We start from the raw sequence: 23067 nt of genomic DNA on the forward strand, positions 1-23067 counted from the left end.
GCCTTGCGGGGCGTCGGTGCTTGACTCAGGCGTGCTCAGGGACGCTGTGCCAGTGCCAGCTTGACACCGAAGAGTACCAACACCGTGCCGGTGGCCCCTTCCATCATGCGTGAAACCCAACGTTTGGCCAGCCATCTAGCGGCACTCCCCACCATCAGCACCATCCCCAACTGCCATATATTGGCGATCACGAAGTGCACGCTCGCAAGCCACAACGACTTGGCCAGCGCAGGGTCGCCTGGCGCAATGAACTGTGGCAGAAACGCCATGTAGAACACCACCGTCTTGGGATTGAGCACATTGGAAAGAAAGCCTTCACGCAATGACACCCAAGTACTGACTCGCTCCTTGTGCACGCCCATGTCGGCCACCGGCAAGCCACCACCTCGGCGAGCGCTGGCCAAGCTCCTGACTCCCAACCAGATCAAGTACCCCGCGCCGAGCAGCTTGAGCGCGTTAAAGGCCCATGCCGATTGCAACAGGATCAACGAGATGCCAAGCGCCGAGACAGTGGCATGCACGAACAACCCGGAGCAGATCGCCATGCTGGTCAGCACGCCATCACGCACCCCGCCGCGCGAGGTATTGCGGATGACGAGCAATGTGTCCACGCCCGGCGTCAGGGTAAGTAATGTGATAGCGACCAAAAAAGGCCAGAACTGGGTGTCGAAGAACATACCTGTTTCCCAAATGGAAGCGTGGAAAGCCGCGATAGCGACGCCTGGTACCGGACATACTATGCGGGACGCATTTCTACCAGAGCCAGAAGGCGCATATGGCCACGCCCAACGTGACCAGCAATCCGACCAACAGCAACAGGCCATCGTCTGCGGCCATGCCCAGCCCGAGAATCGTGATCGCCAACGCCGGCAATGCCGCTGCGAAAGGGAGTAATTCCAGGGGGATCATGCCCAGCGCCAATACCATCACGATAACCGCAACGAGTCGGTGCGCGGCGGGTTGCTGCAAGATTGTCAAGCGTTGCGCCAGCAGCTTGTCGATACGTTGCGTCCAGGGCCGCGCCCACGCCACCGCGCGATGCAGCTTGGCATGGCTGACACCCCGCTCACGGAGTTTTTTCGGCAGCCACGGAGATCGCCGTCCGCACAATTGCTGCACGGCGATCAACGTGATGAACATACCACATAGGGACGGAACGCCTGGGATGGCACCCGTCGGCAACAAAGCAATCAACGCTGGCAATGTAATCAAGGGGCCGAAGCCCCGCGAGCGAAACGTCTCTACGACATCCTGCAGGCGGATGGTCTTGCCACCATTGGCCTCGTCGAGCGTTTCTAGTAACTGGGTCAGACTGGTGCGCGATTCCATGCGCGACTACTCCTTGAATGCGACCGATAACGTCCGCTGACAGCGATGGGCAACATACTGTCAGCCGAACAGACCACGCTTGGCATGCTTCATCGAGATTTGCTCATTGAGCGTCCAAAAATCGTACAGAACACCCAGCAAGAACAGCCCACCGGTAACGAGATACAATAATCCGGTCAACCATTTCCCCATATACATGCGATGCAGACCGAAGATCCCCAAAAAGGTCAGTAGTATCCAGGCAAGGGTGTAGCTGGTAGGGCCCACCTGAAAACGCAGATCCGCCTGACGATCCATCAACGGAATCAGAAAGAAGTCGATCAACCAGCCAATGCCCAGCAGGCCTAGCGTGAAAAACCAGATCGTGCCGGTGATGGGCTTGCCATAGTAAAAGCGGTGCGAGCCGGTAAAGCCAAACACCCACAACAGATAGCCCACGACCTTGCTATGCGTATCGTTCGCAGCGACGGCGGTATGGGACACGTGACAACTCCTCCAAAATGGGACTAGCTCGATACGCCCCCTTCTCCAAGGTGCGAAATCGCCATGACAGACGCCCAGATCACGCCAAGGTTCCCGCCGCGCCGTTGACGCTTGCCGCCTGGCAAGCACGGACTCGCCATGCGAGTCCTTGGCGCCGACATAATGCCTTCTATCAAGACATCGCGTGTTACCCACGGCGTACCGCACCGACGTTCTGGACGCCCCCGAGTTTTCGATCTATGGTGCATATGCGGTGCATGATACCGGGAAAAGCCCTTCAGTAAGAAGCTTGACGCATACCCGGGGCTCATGCATTCTCCGTTGCGTAGGTTTGCAAGTCGAATGTCGTCAGCTGCTAATCGAATTCTCGATGTCCCTTGCGCATTCCCTCCTTGTATTACCCACGTACCATGGTCGCCAATGGGTCGGCCTGCATCACTACTTCGCAAGTTAAGGAATTCGAAATGGCAACTGGCACTGTCAAATGGTTCAACGACACCAAAGGCTACGGCTTCATCTCTCCGGAAGATGGTGGCGATGATCTGTTCGCACACTTCTCCGAGATCCAGGCTGAAGGCTTCAAAACGCTGCAGGATGGCCAAAAAGTGAGCTTTGAGGTCACACAGGGCAAGAAAGGCCTGCAGGCGTCCAACATCAAGGTGGTCGACTAATACCGACGCCCAAGCGGTCGTGAGACCGATACCGGACTCCGAACGCATGAGCCCACCTGACGGTGGGCTCTTTTGTATCCGCGTTATCCAACCTGGGGATTAATTCGCAGTGTCGCCCGTCTTGTCCATCTCGTCGGCGGCCTCATTCATCTCCTGGGCCGCCTGATCGGTCATGTTATCGGCTGCCGCTTGCGTTTCTGCAGCAGCGTCACTCAGTTCATCGCCGGCCTGCTCAACCGCTTCCGCCGTATTTTCCTGAGCGTTTTCGAGCGCGTCTCCCGTCTCGTTCATGGCCTCGGACGTTTCTTCCGCCGCGTTGTCGCTCATTTCCTGCATTTGATCGCCAGCCTCATCGGCGGCTTGCTGGGTTTCTTCAACGGCCTGTTCACTACTATCGGCCGCCTCCTGAGCGGGGTCGTCACCGCTATCGCAGGCCGTCAGGCCAAGTGACATCACCAATGCCAACGCACTCATCATCCCTTGTTTACACGTCATCATTTCTCTCCTTGAGTCGCTCATTTGTGCCGCAGGACGGCTCTCTCCTTAAGTCCATGAGGCTATCCGGTCTCATGGTACATGGGTTAGCAAGCCCTATATAACGGACTTGCCAATATCTTCATACCCGATCTGGGGCTGCTCGGTGACGCACCGCTTCATCAGTGCCTTGCACTCTGGGTCATCGTATCCGTGAGCGTAACACTACACTTTAACGTGGGGCTCATGAGCCTGCTTTCCAACCGCCGGCGCCGTGGAACGCCTCGTGCATGTGGCATGTCTCAGCCGCCAACGCTCCCATGAGAGAGCAGTGCGGAGGAGGCGGGCACCGCCAGGGAAAGGGCCCCGGGCACCAACTCGGCACGAAAATGCTTGTGGAAACACGGCTCGCCGTCGAGATTCAGCGGCAAGGCAGCCTCGCCCTCGAATTCTACCCAAGGCACCTGCATGTATTCGACGAAATCACCGCTTTCGGGAAGGTTCTCGAGTTCATCGATCAGCTGCTTCATTTCCCTGAGCGAAGTAAAATGGCGCACGATGAGTAATTCCATTAAACCATCATCGACCTTGGCCAGGGGCGCCAGCTGCTGACCGCCCCCTGCCTGGCTCCCATTGCCGAGCGCAAGCAAGAACAAGGGAATATTCCGCTCGCCCTCGGGGAGCCGCAAACGCCCCCGGTAGGGCTGATAATTCCAAGCCTTGAGCATGCCCATCAACGAGTAGGCGCCGCCTCCCAGAAGTCGCTTGAGCGGAGCCGGTGTCGAGTTGGTGATCTGAGCGCCGAAGCCACCGGAGGCTAGATTGATGAAATAATCGCCACCCAAGCTGCCGACATCTACCAGGTGGGGTTTGGCATCCAGTGCCACGCGTAGCGCCTCGAGTGGCTCTAAAGGCAGCTCCAGGCCGCGCGCGAAATCATTCGCACTTCCCAGCGGTAGAATGCCAAGGGTCGGCCGTGCCTCCTGAACCAATTGCATCAAGCCACCGACGATCTCGTTGACCGTTCCGTCGCCGCCACCGGCAATGATGCGCTGAATACCCGCTTCACTGGCCTCCCGCGCCAGACGCACACCATCTCCGGCCTCCCAAGTCACCCGCACCGCTAAGTGGTGACCTTCTTCACGTACGCGCTCCACCGCCCCACGAACATCCGGAAGCTGAGCGGATTTACCATTTAGAATCAGCCATGCGTCGCCATCACGTGCGTCAGGCTGGATTACTTCACTCATCGCATCATCATCCTCGTTCCTTGAGACACACCTGCCTCTCGTCTCGTCATGTGCATCGTGCACCACCGGGGCCTCATATTCCCTTGAGCACCTCGAAACCATCACCTACCGTCGTCGGCAGGAATTCCTCGACATGATATTGCGCCACACCAGCGACGATAAAAGGGTCCTCATCAAGCCAGGTCGTCAAACGCTCCCGCGAGGCCGCCCGAGCCAGAATGATACCGCCGCTTGGCGGCGATTTACGCCCCGAGGCAATGAATACGCCGCGCTCGAATCCTTGACGCACCCAGGCCATGTGCGCCATGCGATACGGCTCGACCGCGTCAGGGTCGACCACATACTCCAATGATACGATGAACATGCCTGCTCCTTGATCTCTGCCTCGGGCACGCCTCTTTGCCACTCGTATCCTTACAAACTCATGCCGCCGGCGCCACTCGCCAGGAAAGCCACAGCAAGGGTGAGACCAGCACGATGGCAATCATTGCCAAGGCCCATTGCGGCGCCAGCGGCGTCGCCAGCAATAATGTAGCCAACAACGCACCACCGCCCAACTGCAAGGCGCCTAGCAAGGCTGCCGCCGTCCCGGCGCGTTCACGAAATGGCTCGAGTGCCAGGCTCGAGGCCGCCCCCAGCGCCAATGAAAACCCCACGGAGAGCACACCTACCGGGCCCATGAAGCCGATGGCCGAAAGCGGCAGCGTCGTGACGATCAGCGCCTGCAAGATACCCGAGACGATGATCAGACCCAGCCCCAGGCGCACGGTTCCGACACGTCCGAGATGATGGATGATACGAGGCGCGAAGAAAAACGCCACGATGTTGACCAGAGCGTTGGCGCCGAACCAACCGCTGAACGCCAGCTCCGAAAGCCCCAGGCGATCCACCAATATGACCGGCGCGCTCGACACGTAGACCAGGATCGTCGACATGATGACCCCCGCCAGACCGGCAAAATAGACGAAACGAACGCTGGTCAGCACCGGCCGATAACGGGCCCAATGATAGAGGCGACGTTCGATGACCGTATCCCGAGGCCGCGTCTCGACGAAGCGCCATAAGGCGGCCACGCCCAGCACCGTCGCGAAGGCGAACATGAACGCAAAATTGCTGCGCCAACCGAAGGTCACCGCCAGGCTTCCCCCGATGACCGGCGCCAACGCGGGAATGATACACAGTGCACCGTTGAGATAACTGTATAGTTTCGCACCTTGCTCGGCGGTGAAGCAGTCACGGACGGCCGCGAAGGCAACCGTCATGGTCGCGCAAGCCCCCAGGCCCTGCAGTACACGCGAGACGTAAAGCGGCCCGAGTGACGTCGCCGTCATGCCCACCAACGCACCCAGCATATAGACCATCACACCGCATAGTAGCACCGGACGACGCCCAAAGCGGTCGGTCAGCGGGCCAACCATTATCTGCCCCAATCCTACGCTCAACAGCAACAATGTCACTGTGAATTGCAACCGATTGAACGGAGCATCGAACGCCTCAGCCATCACCGTCAACGACGGCAGATAGATATCGATCGCCAGCGGCGACAACATCACGCAGCCCACCAGCAAGGGAAGCAAACGGGCACCCGACATGGAACCTCCGCAGCCGCAAAAAAGAACGCCACCTTACCCCGAACACACCAAGATGCAACTCGTCGATGACCTACTCCATTGCCCGCCGAGGCATCGCCCTCCGGTCGCCAGCCGTAGACACTTTTCAGACCCAGGCTAAAGAACGAGCCAATGCCGCCGATACTTTCTTTCAGGGTTCAAGGGTTCAGGCAATGCGCCACGCAACGCCTCATGCCCGCCGATCATCCATCGCACAGGAAACGCCATGTCATTCCGCACTTGGGGGGTCGTGCTAAGCGCCGTCCTATTGGGCGGCTGCTTCGAGGTCAATACCTCGCAGGCCCCCATCGCCACGACCTATCCGATCAGTGAGCAGCACCGCATGCAGGCCGCGCATCATTGGGATGTACTTGCCCAACACGAAGCACGCGAGATCATCGCCAAGCGCGACTTGTGGGGCAAACCGCTCTATGTCGAGAAGCATGATCAGGAGACTCCCTTCAGCCGTGGGTTTCGGTCGCTGCTCACCAGTGCGCTGGTCGAGCAAGGCGCCATCGTTCGTACCCAACCGGACGGCAGTGCGCATGTCAGCTTCGACGTTCAGGTCATCAGCTACGATGATCGCGGCTTCATACGGCCTCCCCAAGGTGCACTGACCGCGCTGGCCGCTGGCATCGCCGTGGCCACCATTCCTTTCAATCACTGGACCGAACCCGCCTTGAGCCTAATTCCTGCCGCCGCCCTGGCCGATACCTTCAGCGGTAGTTGGACCACTACCGGCCAGCAGGAGATAATCATCACGACCCAAGTCAGTCAGTACGACACGCTGCGCTATTCGTCCTCGAACATGTATTACATCAACGCGGGCGATAGTGAGCATTACGGCGCGTCTCAAACCGACGGCCACACCGGCCTGCCGCTATCATCCGACTGGTGAGGAGATCGCTCGACATGTCATCTACCCAACGCCGCACCGAGCGCCTTACATTACGCCTCCTGACATTGGCCATCCTGTTGCTGGTTCTCTCCGGTTGCAGCCTCCTCCAGAACCGTCAGGCGACGACCACAGAGCCCAGTATGCTGACGCGCGTTGACAAGGCCGCCGACGAGTTGATGTCCACCGCCAGCGAGCACCTCGGCGAGCAAGCGCCGATCATTGCCACAACCTTCGTCGACGTTGACCAACTGGACCAATCGTCGACGCTCGGGCGCACACTGTCGGAAATGTTTACCTCACAGCTCGTCCAGGGCGGCATGAACGTTATCGAGGTCAAGATGCGCAATAGCCTCTATATCGAACAAAATACCGGTGAGTTGATCCTATCGCGCAACGTACAACGCCTTAGTGCCAATCACGATGCCCAGGCGGTCTTGTTGGGCACTTATGCACGGGGCCAGAATTCCCTATTCGTCAACGCCCGCCTGGTACGCATCGCGGACCGCCATGTCCTGGGCGCCTCGAGTTTCGAGGTCCCCCTGAACAACGACCTCAGGGCATTGCTGCCCTCCACCTGGTAAGCGTGGCTCGGGCATAGCATCGCGTTCCTTGTGGTGGGTGGCATCCTGGGCTTCGCAGTGGGGCTCGCCTGCCAGCATCCAGTCGCCGATGCTGGCAACTTCGGTATCTTCAATCGCTGGTCGGCGATAATTGAAACTCCAGCAGCATCTCGTTATCGCGCAGGTCAGCGGCCAGCGGCGGGATGTAATGATGATCGTGCGTTCGTAGCATCATGTGATATTCGAACTGGCGACCTTGGTCGCGCGTGCGGTAGCTGAGACTTTCGATGTGAAACCGATGCGCGCGCATCAGCTCATGGACCTCCGCCTCGTCAAGTACCCGCTGACTATCGAAGCGCAAGATGCACCGCGCAAAGATTCGGCTCGGCATGCGTGCCTCGACCAGCCGAAACAACGATAGCGTCAGCAGTGTCAGCACCGTAGCCACCGCCCCCGGCAGCCAAAAGCCAATACCATAGAGTATGCCAAGCGCCGAGGTTATCCAGATCGATGCCGCCGTTGTCAGGCCATGCACCGTCAGCCCTTCCTTGAAAATCACACCGGCGCCCAGGAAACCGATGCCGGTCATGATGCCCTGTGCCATGCGCGTGGGGTCGGTTCTAATCGTCTCCTCCGGCACACTGCTTCCCAGCCACTGCCACTGATAGACCGTCACCAACATCAATAACGCCGAGGCCACACAGACCAACGCATGCGTGCGAAACCCTGCGGGACGTCCATGAAAGGTACGCTCCAACCCGATCAGGCTTCCGGCCAGCCAGGCCGTACCCAAGTGCATCAGTATCACCCCTGTGTCCACCAGCATTCGCCTCTTCCCTCTCCTGCATTTTCGTCTATCGTGTCAGCATAGCGGCTGCCGCTGTATACCACCGAATCCACGGCGGTTTTTCATATTTCGACAGAAGGATTGTGCGCGTGAGCCAGCCCTCCAATCTCACGCCACCCAGCCGGGTGGAGGAAGACGAACACGACCTGCATCTCAACGGCGGTCCCAGGCCGTCGCGCGCGGCAGCCGTCCATGAATCGATCCGGGAAGAAGGCGAGACGGAACTCAAGCGCGCCGTTTCGGCATTGTTCTGGTCGGCGATTGCCGCCGGCCTGTCAATGAGTTTCTCGATGCTCGCCAAGGGACTGCTGCACGCACGCCTACCGAATAGCGATATCGGCTACCTCGTCGAGTCGTTCGGCTACACCGTCGGCTTTCTGGTCGTCATCCTCGCTCGCCAGCAGCTTTTTACCGAAAACACCGTCACTGCAGTGCTGCCGGTCATGAGCACACCACGTATCATGCGCTTTCTCAAATTACTGAGGCTATGGGGCGTCGTGCTCATCGGTAACCTCGTGGGCGTGGCAATCTCCGCGTATGCAATCCTCTATATGCCCTTGTTCGACGCCGAGACACACCGAGCCTTCCTCAGCCTGGGCCATCACATCATGGAGAATACCGGCAGCCAGATGTTCGCCAAGGGCATCATCGCCGGCTGGATGATCGCCACCATGGTCTGGCTGCTTCCCGCCGCCGGCGGCGCCAAGATCTGGGTCATCCTGATCGTCACCTACCTCGTCGCGCTGGGCGGGTTCACGCATATCATCGTAGGGTCTACGGAAGTGATGTACCTGATGTTCGCCGGCCAGGCCAGCCCAGGAGAATATCTCTTCCACTTCGCCTTGCCGACGCTGGCCGGCAACCTGATCGGCGGCACCTTCATCTTTGCCCTCATCAGCCACGCGCAGGTTCGCAGCGACACCTGAGCGAGTACCCGCTTGGCACGCCGTGTCACGCAGCGTGCCGAGCTTGTCCATTTGTCTATGCCGTTTTACTCCCCTCACGGGCGAGACGCCGAATAGCGCTCAGCGGCGCGGAATGATAACTAAACGTTATCGACGTATAGAGTTTCGACATTAGCGAAGCACCCGAGTGCCTGTTAAAGCTTAAATGGCTTACACCACCCATCCGGCCTGACCGGATCCATGACGAGGGACAATAACAATGGGACGCGCCACACCACGTACACCGTATTGGCTTGCCGCCGCACTGGCCATGGGGCTCGCTACCCCCACGCTCGCCGAATATCCCGAGAAACCCATCACGCTGATCGTCCCCTGGGCCGCCGGCGGCGGGACCGATGCCACAGCGCGCATCATTGCCAAGGCCCTGGAGGAAGAGCTCGGCGAGACCATCAATGTCGTCAACCGCACGGGCGGCAGCGGTGTGGTCGGACACACGGCCATTGCACGCGCCAAGCCGGATGGCTATACGCTCGGCCTCGGCACGGTCGAGATCAACATGATGCACTGGCAGGGCTTGACCGACCTCACTTACGAGGATTTTACACCGATCGGCCAGATCAACTTCGATGCCGCCAGCCTCAGCGTCGCCAAGGACGCCGACTACCAAAACCTTGACGATTTGATGACGGCCATCCGCGAAGCCCCGGCAGGCACCTTCACTGCCTCTGGCACTGGCCTGGGGGGTATTTGGCATGTCGCTCTGGGCGGGTTGTTGATGGATCTCGGCATGCCCGCCGACAAGGTTACCTGGGTTCCCAGTCAGGGAGCCGCGCCCGCCATGACCGAACTTGCCTCCGGCGGCATTGACATGGCCGCTACGTCATTGCCCGAGGCACGCTCGATGATCGAAGCCGGACGTGTACGCAGCCTCGGCGTGATGGCCGAGGAGCCCCTGGAGCGCTTCCCCGAGGTCCCCACCGTGGCCTCGCAGGTTGACAGTGACTTCACCACTGGTGCCTGGCGCGGTGTCGTCGGCCCCCAAGGCATGGAAGAGGAGCTCGTCGCCAAATTGGAAAGCGCCCTGCATGATGCCTACCAAAGCGAGATGTATCAGTCATTCATGGCCAAACAAGGCTACGGTGTGCAGTGGAAGGACTCACAGGCCTTCGGTACCTACATGAAGGAAAGCGACGCCAAGTTCGGTGAGATCATGAAGGGTATCGGCCTCGCCAAGCAGTAGCCGTCATTCGACGCGCCACGACCGCCTTCCTCTTCATGCGGTCGTGGCCATTACCAACTGCCGTGCTACGCCGGGGCCTGGGCCTCGGCCGCCAGCCCTGACATCGCGCCCTGATGTCCCGCGCGATTGAGCGCGCTCAACACGGCCTTGAGCGACGCACTGACAGTATCACCGTCTTCGGCCATGCCACTGATACGCTGTCCCGCGACATTGAGTTGCACGAAGGCAATTGCCACGGCATCACTGCCCTCGCCCAATGCGTGCTCGCTATAGTCGACGACGCTCACCGATTGCCCGGTATGGGCTTGCCAAGCGGTCATGAACGCAGAGATAACCCCGTTGCCCTGACCACTCAAACGCACCGCCCGACCGGCATCGTCTAGCGACACCGTCACACATTCGTCGGCGTCGCGATCCAGGCGATAGCCGATGAGTGTCAACGGAGTACGCTGCGTGAACGTCTCGGTCAGCACCTCGCGAATACGCTGGCTAGAGAGTTCGCCACTTACCGTCTCGCTTACCGCCTGTACTGCCGGCGCCAGCTCCAGCGCCATCCAGCGCGGCAGGCTGATGCCGTAATCACGTTCGAGCAGGAACGACATGCCACCCTTGCCGGACTGGCTGTTGACGCGAATGACCGCCTGGTAATCGCGCCCGATGTCGCGCGGATCGATCGGCAGGTACGCCACCTGCCACGGCTCGTCCGACTGCTGCTTTTTGAGCGACTTGCGAATGGCATCCTGGTGACTGCCGGAAAACGCGGTGTAGACCATTTCCCCCACCCAGGGATGGCGCGGATGCATGGGAATACCGGTGCATTCCTGCACCACCTCGATGATCTCGTCGGGACGTGACAAGTCGAGCTCGGGATCGATGCCTTGGCTGTAGAGATTCATCGCCAGAGTAACGATGTCCATATTGCCGGTGCGCTCGCCATTGCCCAGCAACGTGCCTTCGACACGCTCGGCGCCGGCCAGCAAGGCGAGTTCGGCGGATGCCACCGCACCGCCGCGATCGTTATGCGTATGCACCGAGATGATCACGCTGTCACGGCGGCTAATATGCTGGCAGAAATACTCGATCTGATCGGCATGATGATGGGGGCCGCCCACCTCGACCGTGGTGGGCAGGTTGAGAATGCACTTTTGCTCCGGCGTCGGCTGCCAGACATCCATCACCGCCTCGCAGATCGCCAGCGAGAAATCGATCTCGGTGCTGGAGAAACTCTCGGGCGTGTATTCGAAGCGCCACTCGACCTCGGGATAACGCGCGGCATGCGCCTTGACCCAGCTCGCCCCCTGAACGGCGATATCGACGATGCCCTGGCGATCCATCTCGAACACGCGCTCACGCTGCACGGTCGAGGTGGAATTGTAGAGATGTACGATAGCGCGCTTGGCACCCACCAGCGACGCGAAGGTCCGCTCGATCAGATGCTCGCGGCACTGCACCAATACCGCGATGGTCACATCGTCGGGGATCTGGTCCTCCTCAATCAGCCAGCGCACGAAATCGTAATCGGGCTGACTGGCCGACGGAAAGCCGACCATGACCTCTTTGATGCCGACCTTGATGATCTGGTGCCACAAACGCTGCTTCTGTTCGACGCTCATCGGCTCGAGTAGCGCCTGGTTACCATCGCGCAGATCTTCGCTGACCCAGGTCGGCGCCGCCGCCAGGTCGCGATCCGGCCACTGGCGGTCGAAGGCAGGCACACGCGGTGCCGGGCGATACTTGCGATGGTCGAAGCAACTCATGACAACAGTCCTGTGAAAATGAATGAACGAGCCCATTGCGTGCGGCAATGATCACATTCTACGCCGCCCCAGCCCGCAGGCGATTGCAAACTCAGCCTCGACCAAGCTAATTTTTAGCATATAATTCCAATATAAAACCTAAAAGAGAGTGATAATGCCAAAAGATAGCACGCCAGCCGACATGAGGACGCTCGACCGCTATGACCGCCAGATACTCGATATACTCCAGCGTCATGGGCGTATCAACAATCAAGAACTGGCTGAGCGCATCGGCCTGTCGCCTTCACCCTGCCTGCGGCGTGTGCGTGCCCTGGAAGACAACGGCCTGATCACTGGCTATCGTGCCCTGGTGGATGCCAAACGGCTGGGGCATAGCCTCACAGCGCTCTTGCATATCTCCATGGATCGCCACACACCGGAGCGTTTCGCCAACTTCGAAGCCAAGGTCGCGGCACTACCCCAGGTGCAGGAATGCCTGCTGATTACCGGCCAGGAGGCCGATTACCAGCTCAAGGTCGTGGTCCATGACATGGATGACTACCAGAATCTGCTGCTCAATCAGATCACGCGTATCGAAGGCGTCACCGGCGCGCACTCGAGCTTCGTCCTGCGCCGAGTTCTCGAGCACCGCCCCGTCCCCGCGTATTAGACGCTGGTGCAATAGCCGGTGACTCGAAAGACTGTTACGTTTTTTGTATGCAATAGTCATCTAAAGAAAAGGACACGCGCCATGCAACTGCCCCGCAACCTCTTCAAGGCGTCATTGACCGGCGATACACGCTATGGATGCTGGGCCGGTTTCGCCACTGGCTACGCCACGGAGATCCTCGCAACCACGGGATTCGACTGGTTGCTGGTGGATGGCGAACATGCGCCCAACACCGTGCCAACTATCCTCGCTCAATTGCAGGCCGTGGCCGCCTACTCTTGTGCCCCGGTCGTACGCACCGTCAACCATGATCCGGCGCTGATCAAACAATTGCTCGACATCGGCACCCAGACGCTGATGATTCCAATGGTCGATAACGCCGAGCAGGCAGCTCAACTGGTCGCCGCCACACGTTACCCGCCGCAGGGTTTTCGCGGCGTGGGAGGTGGCCTGACGCGCGCCACGCGCTGGGGGGAAGTGGAAGACTACATGGCGACGGCTCATGAAGAGCTGTGCCTGATCGTGCAGGTGGAATCCCGCAGCGGAGTAGACAATGCCGAGGCCATCGCCGCCACCCCCGGCATCGACGCCGTGTTCGTCGGCCCCTTCGATCTATCCACCGACATCGGGCATATCGGCAACCCCAATCACCCCGAGGTCCAGGCAATGATTCGACACACACTGGACGCCACTCACGCCGCAGGAAAGGCCGCCGGCATCCTGGCCCCCATCGAGGCGGACGCCAGACGCTATGCCGACTGGGGATTCGACTTCATCGCCGTGGGTATCGACATCAGCCTATTGCATCAGGCCGCCAAGGAGACCGTGTCACGCTACAAGGGCGACCAATAGACTGATACGGTATAGATGTTCGCTATTACACAAGGAAATGCGCGCATGAAACGGATATTCATCGCCACCACGATATTAGCCACGCTCGGAGCCGCCATATCGCTTGCGGCTTGCACGCCCGGGCCCCGTGAAACGCCGTCTATTCCAGCCAACGAAGACACCACGAACTATACGCTGGCACCCTACCCGGTCACACTACGCGCCGATGCCTCGCTCGAGCGCGTCACCGCGCCACAATCGGATTACTTCGATACCGGCAGTTGGCAGATTGCGGATGAAGCATCTGGCGAGCGTCTGATTACGCTGGCACTGCCGGGGTCCAACGACGTCACGACCGCACACTGGCGTATGGGCGCGAGCCGCGATGTCGACGCGATCTCCAACTGCCTGACACCGCCACCCAACGCTCATTCACAGCCCACGGCGCGTATCGATGGCCATGATTTCCAGGCCTTCACGCTCGATGACGCCGGCATGAGCCACTTTCAACAGATTACGGGCTACCGAGCTGTAATCGACGACACCTGCTATGCCATCGACCTGATCGTCAACGGCACCCGCGGCGAGGTCTACGATCCCCCGCGCAAGCCACCGTTCTCTCCCAACCACGCCATGCAGCGCCTGCGCGGGATCAACGACGGGCTCTCACTGCCATGAAAAATGCCGCGACGCTTGGCGCCACGGCATTCTTGACCAGTCCCCCTAGGCTCAGGCGTAGGTATTGACTTGCGTACCCACAGTGCCCGTCACGGCCAGCGACTGCTGGGGGGAAACCGCTTCCATCAGTTGCGACACGTGTGACGCCTGGTTGTTGAGCGACTCCTTGAGCAGGCTCATCTGCGACTCCTGAGCGGCGTTGTGCTGCTGCAACGCCATCGCAGCGCCTACTGCTGCATTCACGGATGAATCCATGAAGCTTCTCCCTTCAAGTGAATGAATGCGCTTTACGCTCTTTGGTTATCGGCCGACTCCCGATAAACTTTCGCAATCCACAACCATGCACTCAATAGCACATGGGCGCCACGCCCACATAAGCACGCTCACAAAAAGGATGTGACATGCAGATCGACAGATTCTTCCACTGGCTCGGCGAGTTTCTCGGCGATGCCTTGCGCGTCATCGTCGATGCCCTATCGGCGTTGTTCGCGGGATTGGGGGTAGCCATCGAGCGGTTTTTCGACGGCCTCGCCGGTTCGCTGGGCGTCTCCTCCTCGCTCATCAACCTGATGGTGCTGATCATCGGCGTGTGGATGCTTTACAGGGGGATTCGCGCGCTTCTCCGGCGTGGCTTCGTCGGCGGTCTCGTATGGCTGTTCCTCGGCTTGCTGGTGCTCGGCTGGCTCATCCGCTGAGGCGCTTTGCTGCAACGGCTCATACGACACCCACCCACGCAAAACGCCGCTGCCAAGGCAGCGGCGTTTTGCGTTACTTTCTTGCAACGTCGACTATCAGGCCTCGGCCAGCGCCCGCTCGACCATTTCAAAGACGTTGGGTGAGAGTTCCTCGGCACGAATGCGCTCGAGCTCAGCCTTCATCAACGCCTGACGTTGCTCGTCAAAACGCTGCCAGCGCGTCAGCGGGGTGATGATACGCGCAGCGATCTCGGGATTGAGGCTGTTGAGTTCGATCACCACATCGGCCAGCAAGCGATAGCCTTCGCCGTCGAGGCGATGGAAGTTGACGCGGTTCTGCGCCGCGAAAGCACCGATCAGCGCGCGCACCTTGTTGGGGTTCTTGAGCGAGAACAGCGGATGCGCCATCAGGTATTTGACGCGTTCCAGCACATCCTCCTGCGGACGCGTGACCTGGATGGTGAACCACTGATTCATCACCAGCGGATCATGCGCCCACTTCTCGCCGAATGCCTTGAGCGCCGGCTCGGCGATGTCGCTGCGCGAGCTGTGTACCAGCAGCGTCAAGGCGGCGCGCACATCGGTCATGTTGTCCTCGGCAACGACCTGTGCCTCGGCCAGTGCCACACCCTCGTCGTCCTCGATGCTCATCAGGTATTCGAGCGCCACATTCTTCACCCGACGCCGCGCGATCTGATCCGGCTCCGGCGCGTAGGGCTCGTCGCTCCGATGGGCTTCATGAATGGCCAGGAACTCATCGCGCAAAGCCGTGGCAAGCGACTGCTTGACGAAGACACGCGCTGCATGGATGGCATCCACGTCGACCATCGGCTGCTGCTCGGCGATGTAGGCCTCGGAGGGAAGCGTCAGCATCTCGGCAAGCACCGCCTTGTCGTCGGTCTCGGTGGTCAAAAGGCGCCGATACGCGTCGATGACGCGGCTATCCATGACCTTTTCAACCCCATTGCGATGCGCCGCGATCAGGTCGTCGAGGGCCAGCATGGTCAACCGCTGTCCCGCATCCCAACGGTTGAAATCGTCCGCATCATGGGTCAGCAGGAACGATAGCTCTTCGCGCGAATACGGATAGCGCAGATAGACCGGTGCCGAGAAACCGCGCAGCAGCGACGGCGTCGGCGCTTCTTCAATCCCGGTAAAGACATAGGTCTGTTCTGTGTCGCGCAGGTGTAGCACTGTCTCGTGGCCCAGCGACTCACCGTCCAGCGTCAACGCCATGTCGTTCCCCGACTTGGTGCCCACCAGCCCCATGCGCACCGGAATGTGCAGCGGCTGTTTTTCCGCCTGGCCGGGAGTGGGTGGCGTGCGCTGGGAGAGCCGCAGATGATACTCGCACTTGGCGTAGTCGTATTCGCCATGGGCGTCGATCTCCGGCGTACCCGCCTGGGAATACCAGCGCATGAACTGGCTCAGATCGAGCCCGGAAACTTCCGCCATGCAGTCGACGAAATCCTCGATGGTTACCGCCTGACCGTCGAAACGCGCGAAGTACAGATCCGAGCCCTGGCGGAACGACTCCCACCCCAGGAGATGACGCAGCATGCGTACGATCTCGGCACCCTTCTCGTAAATCGTCAGGGTGTAGAAATTGGAAATTTCGATGTAATGATCGGGCCGAACGGGGTGTGCCGTCGGGCCGGCATCTTCGGCGAACTGCGCCGTACGGAAGAACGAGACGTCCTCGATGCGCTTGACCGGTGCTGAATTGACGTCGGCGGAAAAGCTCTGATCGCGGAAGACGGTGAAGCCTTCCTTCAACGAGAGCTGGAACCAATCGCGGCAGGTCACGCGGTTGCCCGACCAGTTATGGAAGTACTCGTGGGCGACGATCCCTTCCACCCGTTGGAAGGCCGCATCGGTGGCGGTTTGCGGATGCGTCAGCACCGCCGCCGAGTTGAAGATGTTGAGCCCCTTGTTCTCCATGGCGCCCATGTTGAAGTCGTTGACGGCGACGACCATGAAGCGGTCAAGATCGTATTCACGGCCGTAGGTCTCTTCATCCCAGCGCATGGCGCGCTTGAGCGAGGCCATGGCATGCGCGGTCTTGTCGAGATTCTCCGGCTCGACCCAAAGCTGCAGCGTGACATCACGTCCGCTCATGGTCGTGAAGCGGTCTTCGACCTTTTCCAATTTCCCGGCCACCAGCGCAAACAGATAACTCGGCTTGGGGTGCGGGTCTTCCCAGGTGACGAAATGCCGGCCACCCGGAAGCTCGCCGCTTTCCACTGGGTTGCCGTTGGAGAGCAGCACCGGTGCCTCGGTCTTGTCGCCTACCACCGTGGTGGAGAAGGTCGCCATCACATCCGGGCGGTCGGGATAGAAGGTGATGCGGCGAAAGCCTTCTGGCTCGCACTGAGTGCAGAACATGCCGCTGGAAACATAAAGCCCTTCGAGGGCGGTGTTGGCGGCGGGGTCGATCGACACCTCGGTGTCCAGCAGGAAGCGTTCCGGCACGCTAGCGATGGTCAGGCCCTCGTCATCGACTTCGTACTCATCGGCTTCCAACTCCTGTCCATCCACGGCGATGCGCACCAGCGACAGCTTGTCGCCGGCGAAACGCAGCGGGAGCCCCGCCTCACGCGCAGGGTGGCGCTCGACATGCAGGCGCGCCGTGACGGTCGTCGCCGAGGGGGCCAGGTCGAATGTAAGCTCGGTATGCGTCACCCGATAGGCGGGCGGCAAGTAATCCTTGAGATGAGTCGCTTGCGGTTCGGACATCGATCGACGCTCCTTGAGATCGGGGCATACACTCGCCCCCAAGACACCGCCTCGCACACAAAACGCGAGGCACATGCCAAGCATTGTACGGTGTCCGGTGGAGTCGGCTCAAAAGTGCGGGCAACGCTGCGCTCATCACACTTCTATCACGCGCTCAGCGAGACTCCTGGCGCTGGCTGGAAGAGGACTCCTCGAAGGAGGACAACACCGGGCAGCGTCCCAACGACGGCGTCGGGCGGGTCAAAATCCACACCGCAATGCCCGTCAGACCAATGATCAACGCCACACGCAGCGCGAGGGAATCGACCGTGAAAGCGATCACGCCCATCGAGACAGCCAGCATGACGCACGCCATCCACTTGGCGTGGCGGGGAATGGCGCGTTCTCGCTCCCAGGCGAGAATGGAAGGGCCAAAGCGCGGATGACGACGAATCCAGTTGGCGAAACGCGGTGAGCTTTTCGAAGCCGCCCAGACCGCCACCAGCATGAAACACGTCGTGGGCATGACCGGCAGGAACAATCCGATCACGCCCAGAGAGAAGCTGACGCCAGCCAAGCAGATGAACAATAGCTTGCGTATATCGTACATGCGCTGCGCCACCTTGCCGTGATAGAGGGAAACGCCGGACTTCACGCGAGATCGCTGGCAGGCGTAGCGAAGCCCGACGCTACCTCTTTCATTGAAGCCCGAATAGCGTATCCAGGAGAAATCGTCCCTTACTATCGAGGCGATTATCGCCAAGAACTGGACACGTGAATTCATTCTAGCGCAAAGCAAGGGGCCAAGACCAAGACGCGGTCTCAGCAGCGCCCGGTCATGTGTCCCGCGACCCTCATCTTGCACTCGGCATTATCCCATGGTGGCGTTGGCCTCCCGGGTCGGCGCTCCCTGCACACTAGGCGTCGCAGTCGACGGGACACGCAGCATGCGACGCAAGACCTTGCCCACCGGCGACTTGGGCAACTCCTCGATGAAACGGTAGCCGCGTGGGCATTTGAAACGCGTCAGCCCGGCGTCCAGGCAATGACGCCCGAGCTCCCGCTCATCGATGGCGCTACGCGCCTTGATGAACGCCGTCACCACCTGGCCCCACTTGTCGTCTGGCAGTCCCACTACCGCCACTTCCTCGACCTGCGGATGCAACGACAGCACGTTCTCGATTTCCAGCGGACTGATGTTTTCGCCACCAGAGTTGATCAGATCATCGACGCGCCCGGTGACGAACAAATCTCCCTCGTCATCGAAATACCCGGTGTCCCCGGTGAAGTACCAGCCGTCCCTGACGGCTTTGCTATCGGCCTCGGGACACTGCCAGTAACCCTCGAAGGCCTCGTCTCCGTTCATGTCGGCGATGACTTCGCCTTCCGCGCCTGACGGCACGCACATCTCCGGTGACGTGGCGCCCACCTTGACTACCCGCAATCGCTGATTGAGCGCCGCGCGTCCCGATGAACCAGGCTTATGGTTGGCATGCTGGTCGACGGTCAATGCGTAGAGTTCCGAACAACCATACTGATTGACGAACAGACTCGGCTGGAAGGCCGCCTCGACGCGCGCGATCAAGCCCGCGCTCATGGGCGCGCCTGCAAAGCCTATCTTGTCGATGCTGGCTACCCGATGCGGGGCGAATCCCGGCGCTTCGAGCAGCATATGATAGAGCGTTGGTACCAGGTTAAGGCTGGTGACTCGCTCACGCTCGATGGCTTCGAGCGTCGCCTCTGGCTCGAACTTGGGAATGCACACGAAACGCCCGTCCACCATCGCCATCGCCTGCAACGCGCGCACGCCCGTCGCATGATAAAGCGGCATCACGCCCAGCATGGTCTCATCGTGACGATACAGATTCTGGGCTACGTACGCGGCCGTCGCGGCCCGCTCGACACGATGCCGGCGCGGTACACCCTTGGGTCTGCCGGTGGTCCCCGAGGTGTAAAGCATCATCGAGTAATCGTCGGGCGTCGCCATCAGCAGTGTTTCGCCGGTCGATCCGAGCAACGAATCGAAGGCAATCGCCCCCAGGGGCGTTACATCGCCGACCACGATCCGCGGTATTTGATGCGCCTCGGCGCACCCCTGCACCGCCTCGGCGGTCGCATCGTCATAGGCGATGGCCCCGGCGCCCGAGTTCTTCAGGTAGTAGCGAATATCCAAGGTCGTCGAACGCCAGTTCACCGGCGTGACGATGATGCCTGCGAATTGGCAAGCCCAGTACAAGGTGGCCATCTGCCAGCGGTTGTGCATGGCCCCCAGCAGGCGGTCACCCTTGACGAGCCCCAGCCGCCGGAGGTGGCGCGCCACGCTCTGGATGTCCGCATACCACTGTGCGTAGGTCTTGTGCATCTCGCCATCGCTGATGGCAACGGCGTGCGGGCGCCGCTCGACCGTGGCAAGAAAGCCGCGTCCCAGATCAAACATCATCGTTCTCCTGTCGCTCGTCTTATTGTGTTGTCGCGGTTGTTTTAGCGACAGGATCGAGCGCACAGACATGGGTGGCAACGCTAGCCGACCACAAGGATGATGCGTATCAAGGTAGCGGGACGAATCCTCTTCAATCGCGAAAATTCGTGTACTGCAGGGCCAGCTCAGGGCCGGCATCGCTCTTCAACAAGGCGATTGCCTGCTGCAGTTCGTCGCGCTTCTTGCCGGTGACACGCACCTTGTCGCCCTGGATCTGTGCCTGCACCTTGAGCTTGGCCTCCTTCAGACGCTTGACGATGTCCTTGCACTCCGGCTGTTCCAGCCCCTGCTTTAGCACTACGTCCTGGTGGGCACGCACGCCGCTGGTGACGGGATCCTTGATGTCCATGCAGCGAGCATCGATGCCACGGGCAATGAGCTTGTTGCGCAGCACATCGAGCATCTGCTTGAGCTGAAAATCCACCTCGGCTTCGAGGATCACCGTCTCGCCCTCCAAGGCGAAGCTCGCGGTCACGCCCCGAAAATCGAAACGGGTCTGGATCTCGCGATTGGCTTGATCGACGGCGTTGCTGGCCTCGTGCTTGTCGAACTCGGAAACGATATCGAAAGATGGCATGTTCACTTCCTCGCTGGGCTAAGATCGGGCGCGATTCTAGCATGCTCACGACACTCATCGTCCCGGCTTTCCCCTTCGCCCAGCTTGTCCTGTGGTACCTGGGCCTGCCCCGCCGAAGGCAACGCTTTGTCCATCTTCCAGGCCGCGCAGCCATCGACGTAATAGCCTTCGAGCCAGCGCAGCACGGAAAATCCCATGCGCCGATAAAGCCCCAACGCAACGCGATTATCGGCACGCACTTCCAGTTGCAGGCGCGTCATGTCACGCCGCCTGGCCTCACGCTCCAGCGCTTCGATCAGGGCACGTCCTACTCCACCGCCGCGGGCTTGCGGGGCCACGCAGAACGAATAAAGACGCGTCAAGCGACTATTGCGCCGGAATAGCAGCGTGGCATAGCCGACCACTTCGTCGCCCGGCGTGGCATACGCGACGAGCGTATACGCGTTGGCCCGCGCCAATAGATAGGCCAGTTGACGGCGTGTGAAGCGGTCGCCATCGAAACATATTTCCTCAAGATGGCAGAGTGCATCGAGGTCGGTGACGGTGGCGGCGCGCAGGGAGCAGGACATGCAAATGTCTCCAGAATGGCGCGAACAGGATGGCGCGAATCGTGTATAGAAATTATTTCAAGGCGAGGCTATTGTCGAGACGCAGTCCACAGCACATTCTCGACACGCTTGCTTCAAGGTCGATTGAGGTTTTTCTTCACAAGGAAGGTCTATGTCCCGCCTGCGTATCGTCGTCGACCGCCTCGACGACTGGCTGCCCTACTATCCCAGCGATGACGTCATCAGCGCCGCCGATTTTCTGGCCCTGGAGTCGGCCGCGCCCGACAAGACACGCGATGCCACGAATGTCATCAACCTCTGCCGACGGCTCGACTACCTGGAAACGGGGTACTACGTCTCGTTGCTCGCCCAGGCGCGCGGTCAGCGTGTCCTGCCCTCTGTCGAAACACTCAACCAGCTTTCACGCAAGGCACTGATCGACCTTCAGCTCGAATCGCTGGAACCCATGATGCGCGATCTCGAAAAACGCGGCGCGCTGAGCGGCGATGAGCTAAGCCTGACGGTGCTGTTCGGCGAATCCGACCACGACGGCCTGGGGCGCCTGGCCCGGCGCCTCTTCGAGCGTCTGCCGTGCCCCTTGCTGGAAGCCAAGTTCCAAAAACGTCATGGAACATGGCGCCTGATGCGCTTGAAGCCCCTGGCCCTCAATGCCTTGCAGGAAAGCGACCAGGACCGTTTCGCGGCGGCCTTGAACCGTCATTCGCGCAAGGTATGGCGCACGCCCAAGGCGCGACGTCGCTACCGTTTCGACCTGGCGATCCTCATTGACCCCCAGGAGGCCATGCCGCCCAGCAACAAGAGCGCACTCAAGCAATTCATTCGCGCCGGTCGGCGACGCGGCATCGATGTCAGCCTCATTACCCGCAAGGACGAAGGCCGTCTGGCCGAGTTCGATGCCTTGTTCATTCGCGAAACCACGCGGCTCGACCATCACACCTACCGCATGGCCAAGCGTGCCGAGCACGAAGGCCTGGTGGTTATCGACGACCCTCAGTCGATCCTGCGCTGTACCAACAAGATCTACCTGCATGCACTGCTCGGTGCACGTGGCGTCCCCGCGCCGCGTGGCGTACTCCTGAGTCGCGACGACCTGGTCCAGCTGTCGGACAAGGTCACCAGCCTCGACTTCCCGATGGTGCTCAAGGTGCCCGACGGCGCGTTCTCGAAAGGCGTGGTCAAGATCACCTCGCTCGACGAGCTCAAGGAACAGGCCTCGCGCCTATTCGCCTCCTCCGCGCTGCTGTTGCTGCAGGAATGGCTGCCCACCGATTTCGACTGGCGCATCGGCATTCTGGATGGCGAGGTCCTGTTTGCCAGCCGCTACTACATGGCACGCGGGCACTGGCAGATCTACGATCACTCACGCCCGAAGGTGCGTAGCGGCAGCTTCACCACGCACCCACCATCGGACGTACCCAAGTCGATTCTCAAGGCCGCATTGAAGGCCACGCGCCTGATCGGCGATGGCCTCTACGGGGTCGATCTAAAGCAAATCGGCGAGCGGGTCGTGGTCATCGAGGTCAACGACAACCCCAATCTGGATGCCGGTGTCGAGGACGCTTATCTTGGTTCACGATTGTACACACGCGTCATGGATGTCTTCCTGGCACGAATGGAACACCACGCGGCCGCCATGAAGCATTGAACTTATATAACCTGGATTAAAAACATCATTATTCCTAATATAGAGGCTAATAAATCGAGGCTACGACAGCAGATTTACTCATCGAGTTTCGGGCCTATAGTTTGACAGTGCGTTCCAAGAATTCTACAAATGAGGGTGTCGCTTTAGGAAAGAAGCGACATAACAGTCGCAACGCTTTAATGTCCTAGAGACATGGAACAAAGGA

The 23067-nt window shown here is 60.0% G+C and carries 25 protein-coding genes; 10 read left to right on the forward strand and 15 right to left on the reverse strand.

Annotation, left to right across the window (positions count from 1 at the left end; translation table 11 throughout):
- Positions 1 to 35 precede the first annotated feature (35 nt).
- From RVY79_RS00380 to RVY79_RS00390, 3 genes are all read right to left on the reverse strand, one after another.
- Positions 36 to 677, reverse strand: coding sequence for a LysE family translocator (locus RVY79_RS00380; protein ID WP_317462067.1), 642 nt, complete (start codon positions 675 to 677; stop codon positions 36 to 38).
- Between the two features lie 76 nt (positions 678 to 753).
- A complete protein-coding gene (locus RVY79_RS00385) occupies positions 754 to 1329 on the reverse strand; it encodes an exopolysaccharide biosynthesis protein (RefSeq protein WP_317462068.1) in 576 nt (191 codons plus the stop codon).
- A gap of 60 nt (positions 1330 to 1389) precedes the next feature.
- Positions 1390 to 1812, reverse strand: coding sequence for a TM2 domain-containing protein (locus RVY79_RS00390; protein ID WP_317462069.1), 423 nt, complete (start codon positions 1810 to 1812; stop codon positions 1390 to 1392).
- Between the two features lie 464 nt (positions 1813 to 2276).
- Here RVY79_RS00390 and RVY79_RS00395 point away from each other — a divergent pair, with 464 nt between their 5' ends.
- On the forward strand, positions 2277 to 2483 hold the full coding sequence (locus tag RVY79_RS00395; protein WP_133697939.1) for a cold-shock protein: 207 nt from the start codon (positions 2277 to 2279) through the stop codon (positions 2481 to 2483).
- Positions 2484 to 2582: 99 nt separating this feature from the next.
- Here the strand turns inward: RVY79_RS00395 and RVY79_RS00400 are convergent, their stop codons facing one another.
- From RVY79_RS00400 to RVY79_RS00415, 4 genes are all read right to left on the reverse strand, one after another.
- On the reverse strand, positions 2583 to 2978 hold the full coding sequence (locus RVY79_RS00400; RefSeq protein ID WP_317462070.1) for a hypothetical protein: 396 nt from the start codon (positions 2976 to 2978) through the stop codon (positions 2583 to 2585).
- Between the two features lie 281 nt (positions 2979 to 3259).
- On the reverse strand, positions 3260 to 4207 hold the full coding sequence (gene yegS, locus RVY79_RS00405; protein WP_317462071.1) for a lipid kinase YegS: 948 nt from the start codon (positions 4205 to 4207) through the stop codon (positions 3260 to 3262).
- A 73-nt stretch (positions 4208 to 4280) separates the two neighbouring features.
- Positions 4281 to 4571, reverse strand: a complete 291-nt coding sequence (locus RVY79_RS00410; protein WP_317462072.1) for a YciI family protein — start codon at positions 4569 to 4571, stop codon at positions 4281 to 4283.
- Between the two features lie 58 nt (positions 4572 to 4629).
- Positions 4630 to 5799, reverse strand: a complete 1170-nt coding sequence (locus tag RVY79_RS00415) for a multidrug effflux MFS transporter (RefSeq protein WP_317462073.1) — start codon at positions 5797 to 5799, stop codon at positions 4630 to 4632.
- A gap of 244 nt (positions 5800 to 6043) precedes the next feature.
- Between RVY79_RS00415 and RVY79_RS00420 the strand changes: the two genes are divergently transcribed.
- On the forward strand, positions 6044 to 6715 hold the full coding sequence (locus tag RVY79_RS00420) for a hypothetical protein (protein ID WP_317462074.1): 672 nt from the start codon (positions 6044 to 6046) through the stop codon (positions 6713 to 6715).
- A gap of 14 nt (positions 6716 to 6729) precedes the next feature.
- Positions 6730 to 7296, forward strand: a complete 567-nt coding sequence (locus tag RVY79_RS00425; protein WP_317462075.1) for a FlgO family outer membrane protein — start codon at positions 6730 to 6732, stop codon at positions 7294 to 7296.
- A 109-nt stretch (positions 7297 to 7405) separates the two neighbouring features.
- Here the strand turns inward: RVY79_RS00425 and RVY79_RS00430 are convergent, their stop codons facing one another.
- Positions 7406 to 8101, reverse strand: a complete 696-nt coding sequence (locus RVY79_RS00430) for an MgtC/SapB family protein (protein ID WP_317462076.1) — start codon at positions 8099 to 8101, stop codon at positions 7406 to 7408.
- A gap of 110 nt (positions 8102 to 8211) precedes the next feature.
- Between RVY79_RS00430 and RVY79_RS00435 the strand changes: the two genes are divergently transcribed.
- Both RVY79_RS00435 and RVY79_RS00440 read left to right on the forward strand, forming a co-directional pair.
- Positions 8212 to 9048: a formate/nitrite transporter family protein gene (locus RVY79_RS00435; RefSeq protein ID WP_317462077.1), complete on the forward strand. Its 837-nt coding sequence runs from the start codon at positions 8212 to 8214 to the stop codon at positions 9046 to 9048.
- Positions 9049 to 9286: 238 nt separating this feature from the next.
- Positions 9287 to 10267: a tripartite tricarboxylate transporter substrate binding protein gene (locus tag RVY79_RS00440; RefSeq protein ID WP_411161690.1), complete on the forward strand. Its 981-nt coding sequence runs from the start codon at positions 9287 to 9289 to the stop codon at positions 10265 to 10267.
- 65 nt (positions 10268 to 10332) lie between these two features.
- Here RVY79_RS00440 and RVY79_RS00445 read toward each other — a convergent pair whose 3' ends face one another.
- Positions 10333 to 12024: a 2-isopropylmalate synthase gene (locus tag RVY79_RS00445; protein ID WP_317462078.1), complete on the reverse strand. Its 1692-nt coding sequence runs from the start codon at positions 12022 to 12024 to the stop codon at positions 10333 to 10335.
- A 154-nt stretch (positions 12025 to 12178) separates the two neighbouring features.
- On the opposite strand from RVY79_RS00445, the gene RVY79_RS00450 reads away from it, so the two are divergent.
- From RVY79_RS00450 to RVY79_RS00460, 3 genes are all read left to right on the forward strand, one after another.
- Positions 12179 to 12673 carry an Lrp/AsnC family transcriptional regulator gene (locus tag RVY79_RS00450; protein ID WP_317462079.1) on the forward strand — a complete coding sequence of 165 codons (495 nt, stop codon included), beginning with the start codon at positions 12179 to 12181 and terminating at the stop codon, positions 12671 to 12673.
- A gap of 81 nt (positions 12674 to 12754) precedes the next feature.
- Positions 12755 to 13525, forward strand: a complete 771-nt coding sequence (locus RVY79_RS00455; RefSeq protein ID WP_317462080.1) for an HpcH/HpaI aldolase/citrate lyase family protein — start codon at positions 12755 to 12757, stop codon at positions 13523 to 13525.
- A gap of 45 nt (positions 13526 to 13570) precedes the next feature.
- Entirely contained in the window at positions 13571 to 14182 is a 612-nt protein-coding gene (locus tag RVY79_RS00460) for a hypothetical protein (RefSeq protein WP_317462081.1), read from the forward strand.
- Positions 14183 to 14233: 51 nt separating this feature from the next.
- Here RVY79_RS00460 and RVY79_RS00465 read toward each other — a convergent pair whose 3' ends face one another.
- Positions 14234 to 14437 (reverse strand): putative motility protein, encoded by a 204-nt coding sequence (locus RVY79_RS00465; RefSeq protein WP_317462082.1) that lies wholly within the window; start codon positions 14435 to 14437, stop codon positions 14234 to 14236.
- Positions 14438 to 14583: 146 nt separating this feature from the next.
- Here RVY79_RS00465 and RVY79_RS00470 point away from each other — a divergent pair, with 146 nt between their 5' ends.
- Positions 14584 to 14877 (forward strand): hypothetical protein, encoded by a 294-nt coding sequence (locus RVY79_RS00470; RefSeq protein WP_317462083.1) that lies wholly within the window; start codon positions 14584 to 14586, stop codon positions 14875 to 14877.
- 96 nt (positions 14878 to 14973) lie between these two features.
- On the opposite strand, the gene pepN is transcribed toward RVY79_RS00470, so the two are convergent.
- The 5 genes from pepN to RVY79_RS00495 all read right to left on the reverse strand — a co-directional run bounded on the left by pepN (position 14974) and on the right by RVY79_RS00495 (position 21217).
- A complete protein-coding gene (gene pepN, locus RVY79_RS00475) occupies positions 14974 to 17613 on the reverse strand; it encodes an aminopeptidase N (protein WP_317462084.1) in 2640 nt (879 codons plus the stop codon).
- Between the two features lie 154 nt (positions 17614 to 17767).
- Complete coding sequence (locus RVY79_RS00480; RefSeq protein WP_411161691.1) at positions 17768 to 18247, reverse strand: YbaN family protein; 480 nt, start codon at positions 18245 to 18247, stop codon at positions 17768 to 17770.
- Between the two features lie 216 nt (positions 18248 to 18463).
- Positions 18464 to 20032, reverse strand: a complete 1569-nt coding sequence (locus tag RVY79_RS00485) for an AMP-binding protein (RefSeq protein WP_317462085.1) — start codon at positions 20030 to 20032, stop codon at positions 18464 to 18466.
- 130 nt (positions 20033 to 20162) lie between these two features.
- Positions 20163 to 20648, reverse strand: a complete 486-nt coding sequence (locus tag RVY79_RS00490; RefSeq protein ID WP_317462086.1) for a YajQ family cyclic di-GMP-binding protein — start codon at positions 20646 to 20648, stop codon at positions 20163 to 20165.
- A 2-nt stretch (positions 20649 to 20650) separates the two neighbouring features.
- Positions 20651 to 21217: a GNAT family N-acetyltransferase gene (locus RVY79_RS00495; RefSeq protein WP_317462087.1), complete on the reverse strand. Its 567-nt coding sequence runs from the start codon at positions 21215 to 21217 to the stop codon at positions 20651 to 20653.
- Between the two features lie 151 nt (positions 21218 to 21368).
- Between RVY79_RS00495 and RVY79_RS00500 the strand changes: the two genes are divergently transcribed.
- The gene (locus RVY79_RS00500) at positions 21369 to 22862 is read left to right on the forward strand and encodes a RimK family protein (RefSeq protein ID WP_317462088.1); all 1494 of its coding nucleotides are present in this window, start codon (positions 21369 to 21371) and stop codon (positions 22860 to 22862) included.
- Positions 22863 to 23067: the final 205 nt, after the last annotated feature.

Source organism: Chromohalobacter sp. HP20-39 (genome assembly GCF_033052815.1).
GTDB lineage: Bacteria > Pseudomonadota > Gammaproteobacteria > Pseudomonadales > Halomonadaceae > Chromohalobacter.

Bases quoted from the DNA above. Each gene is read 5' to 3' on its own strand.
- RVY79_RS00490 (WP_317462086.1), bottom strand. From the start codon at position 20,648: ATGCCATCTTTCGATATCGTTTCCGAGTTCGACAAGCACGAGGCCAGC.
- RVY79_RS00420 (WP_317462074.1), top strand. From the start codon at position 6,044: ATGTCATTCCGCACTTGGGGGGTCGTGCTAAGCGCCGTCCTATTGGGC.
- yegS (WP_317462071.1), bottom strand. From the start codon at position 4,207: ATGAGTGAAGTAATCCAGCCTGACGCACGTGATGGCGACGCATGGCTG.
- RVY79_RS00470 (WP_317462083.1), top strand. From the start codon at position 14,584: ATGCAGATCGACAGATTCTTCCACTGGCTCGGCGAGTTTCTCGGCGAT.
- RVY79_RS00385 (WP_317462068.1), bottom strand. From the start codon at position 1,329: ATGGAATCGCGCACCAGTCTGACCCAGTTACTAGAAACGCTCGACGAG.
- RVY79_RS00410 (WP_317462072.1), bottom strand. From the start codon at position 4,571: ATGTTCATCGTATCATTGGAGTATGTGGTCGACCCTGACGCGGTCGAG.
- RVY79_RS00465 (WP_317462082.1), bottom strand. From the start codon at position 14,437: ATGGATTCATCCGTGAATGCAGCAGTAGGCGCTGCGATGGCGTTGCAG.
- RVY79_RS00495 (WP_317462087.1), bottom strand. From the start codon at position 21,217: ATGTCCTGCTCCCTGCGCGCCGCCACCGTCACCGACCTCGATGCACTC.
- RVY79_RS00485 (WP_317462085.1), bottom strand. From the start codon at position 20,032: ATGATGTTTGATCTGGGACGCGGCTTTCTTGCCACGGTCGAGCGGCGC.
- RVY79_RS00460 (WP_317462081.1), top strand. From the start codon at position 13,571: ATGAAACGGATATTCATCGCCACCACGATATTAGCCACGCTCGGAGCC.
- RVY79_RS00415 (WP_317462073.1), bottom strand. From the start codon at position 5,799: ATGTCGGGTGCCCGTTTGCTTCCCTTGCTGGTGGGCTGCGTGATGTTG.
- RVY79_RS00380 (WP_317462067.1), bottom strand. From the start codon at position 677: ATGTTCTTCGACACCCAGTTCTGGCCTTTTTTGGTCGCTATCACATTA.
- RVY79_RS00430 (WP_317462076.1), bottom strand. From the start codon at position 8,101: ATGCTGGTGGACACAGGGGTGATACTGATGCACTTGGGTACGGCCTGG.
- pepN (WP_317462084.1), bottom strand. From the start codon at position 17,613: ATGTCCGAACCGCAAGCGACTCATCTCAAGGATTACTTGCCGCCCGCC.
- RVY79_RS00400 (WP_317462070.1), bottom strand. From the start codon at position 2,978: ATGACGTGTAAACAAGGGATGATGAGTGCGTTGGCATTGGTGATGTCA.
- RVY79_RS00450 (WP_317462079.1), top strand. From the start codon at position 12,179: ATGCCAAAAGATAGCACGCCAGCCGACATGAGGACGCTCGACCGCTAT.
- RVY79_RS00395 (WP_133697939.1), top strand. From the start codon at position 2,277: ATGGCAACTGGCACTGTCAAATGGTTCAACGACACCAAAGGCTACGGC.
- RVY79_RS00500 (WP_317462088.1), top strand. From the start codon at position 21,369: ATGTCCCGCCTGCGTATCGTCGTCGACCGCCTCGACGACTGGCTGCCC.
- RVY79_RS00440 (WP_411161690.1), top strand. From the start codon at position 9,287: ATGGGACGCGCCACACCACGTACACCGTATTGGCTTGCCGCCGCACTG.
- RVY79_RS00455 (WP_317462080.1), top strand. From the start codon at position 12,755: ATGCAACTGCCCCGCAACCTCTTCAAGGCGTCATTGACCGGCGATACA.
- RVY79_RS00425 (WP_317462075.1), top strand. From the start codon at position 6,730: ATGTCATCTACCCAACGCCGCACCGAGCGCCTTACATTACGCCTCCTG.
- RVY79_RS00445 (WP_317462078.1), bottom strand. From the start codon at position 12,024: ATGAGTTGCTTCGACCATCGCAAGTATCGCCCGGCACCGCGTGTGCCT.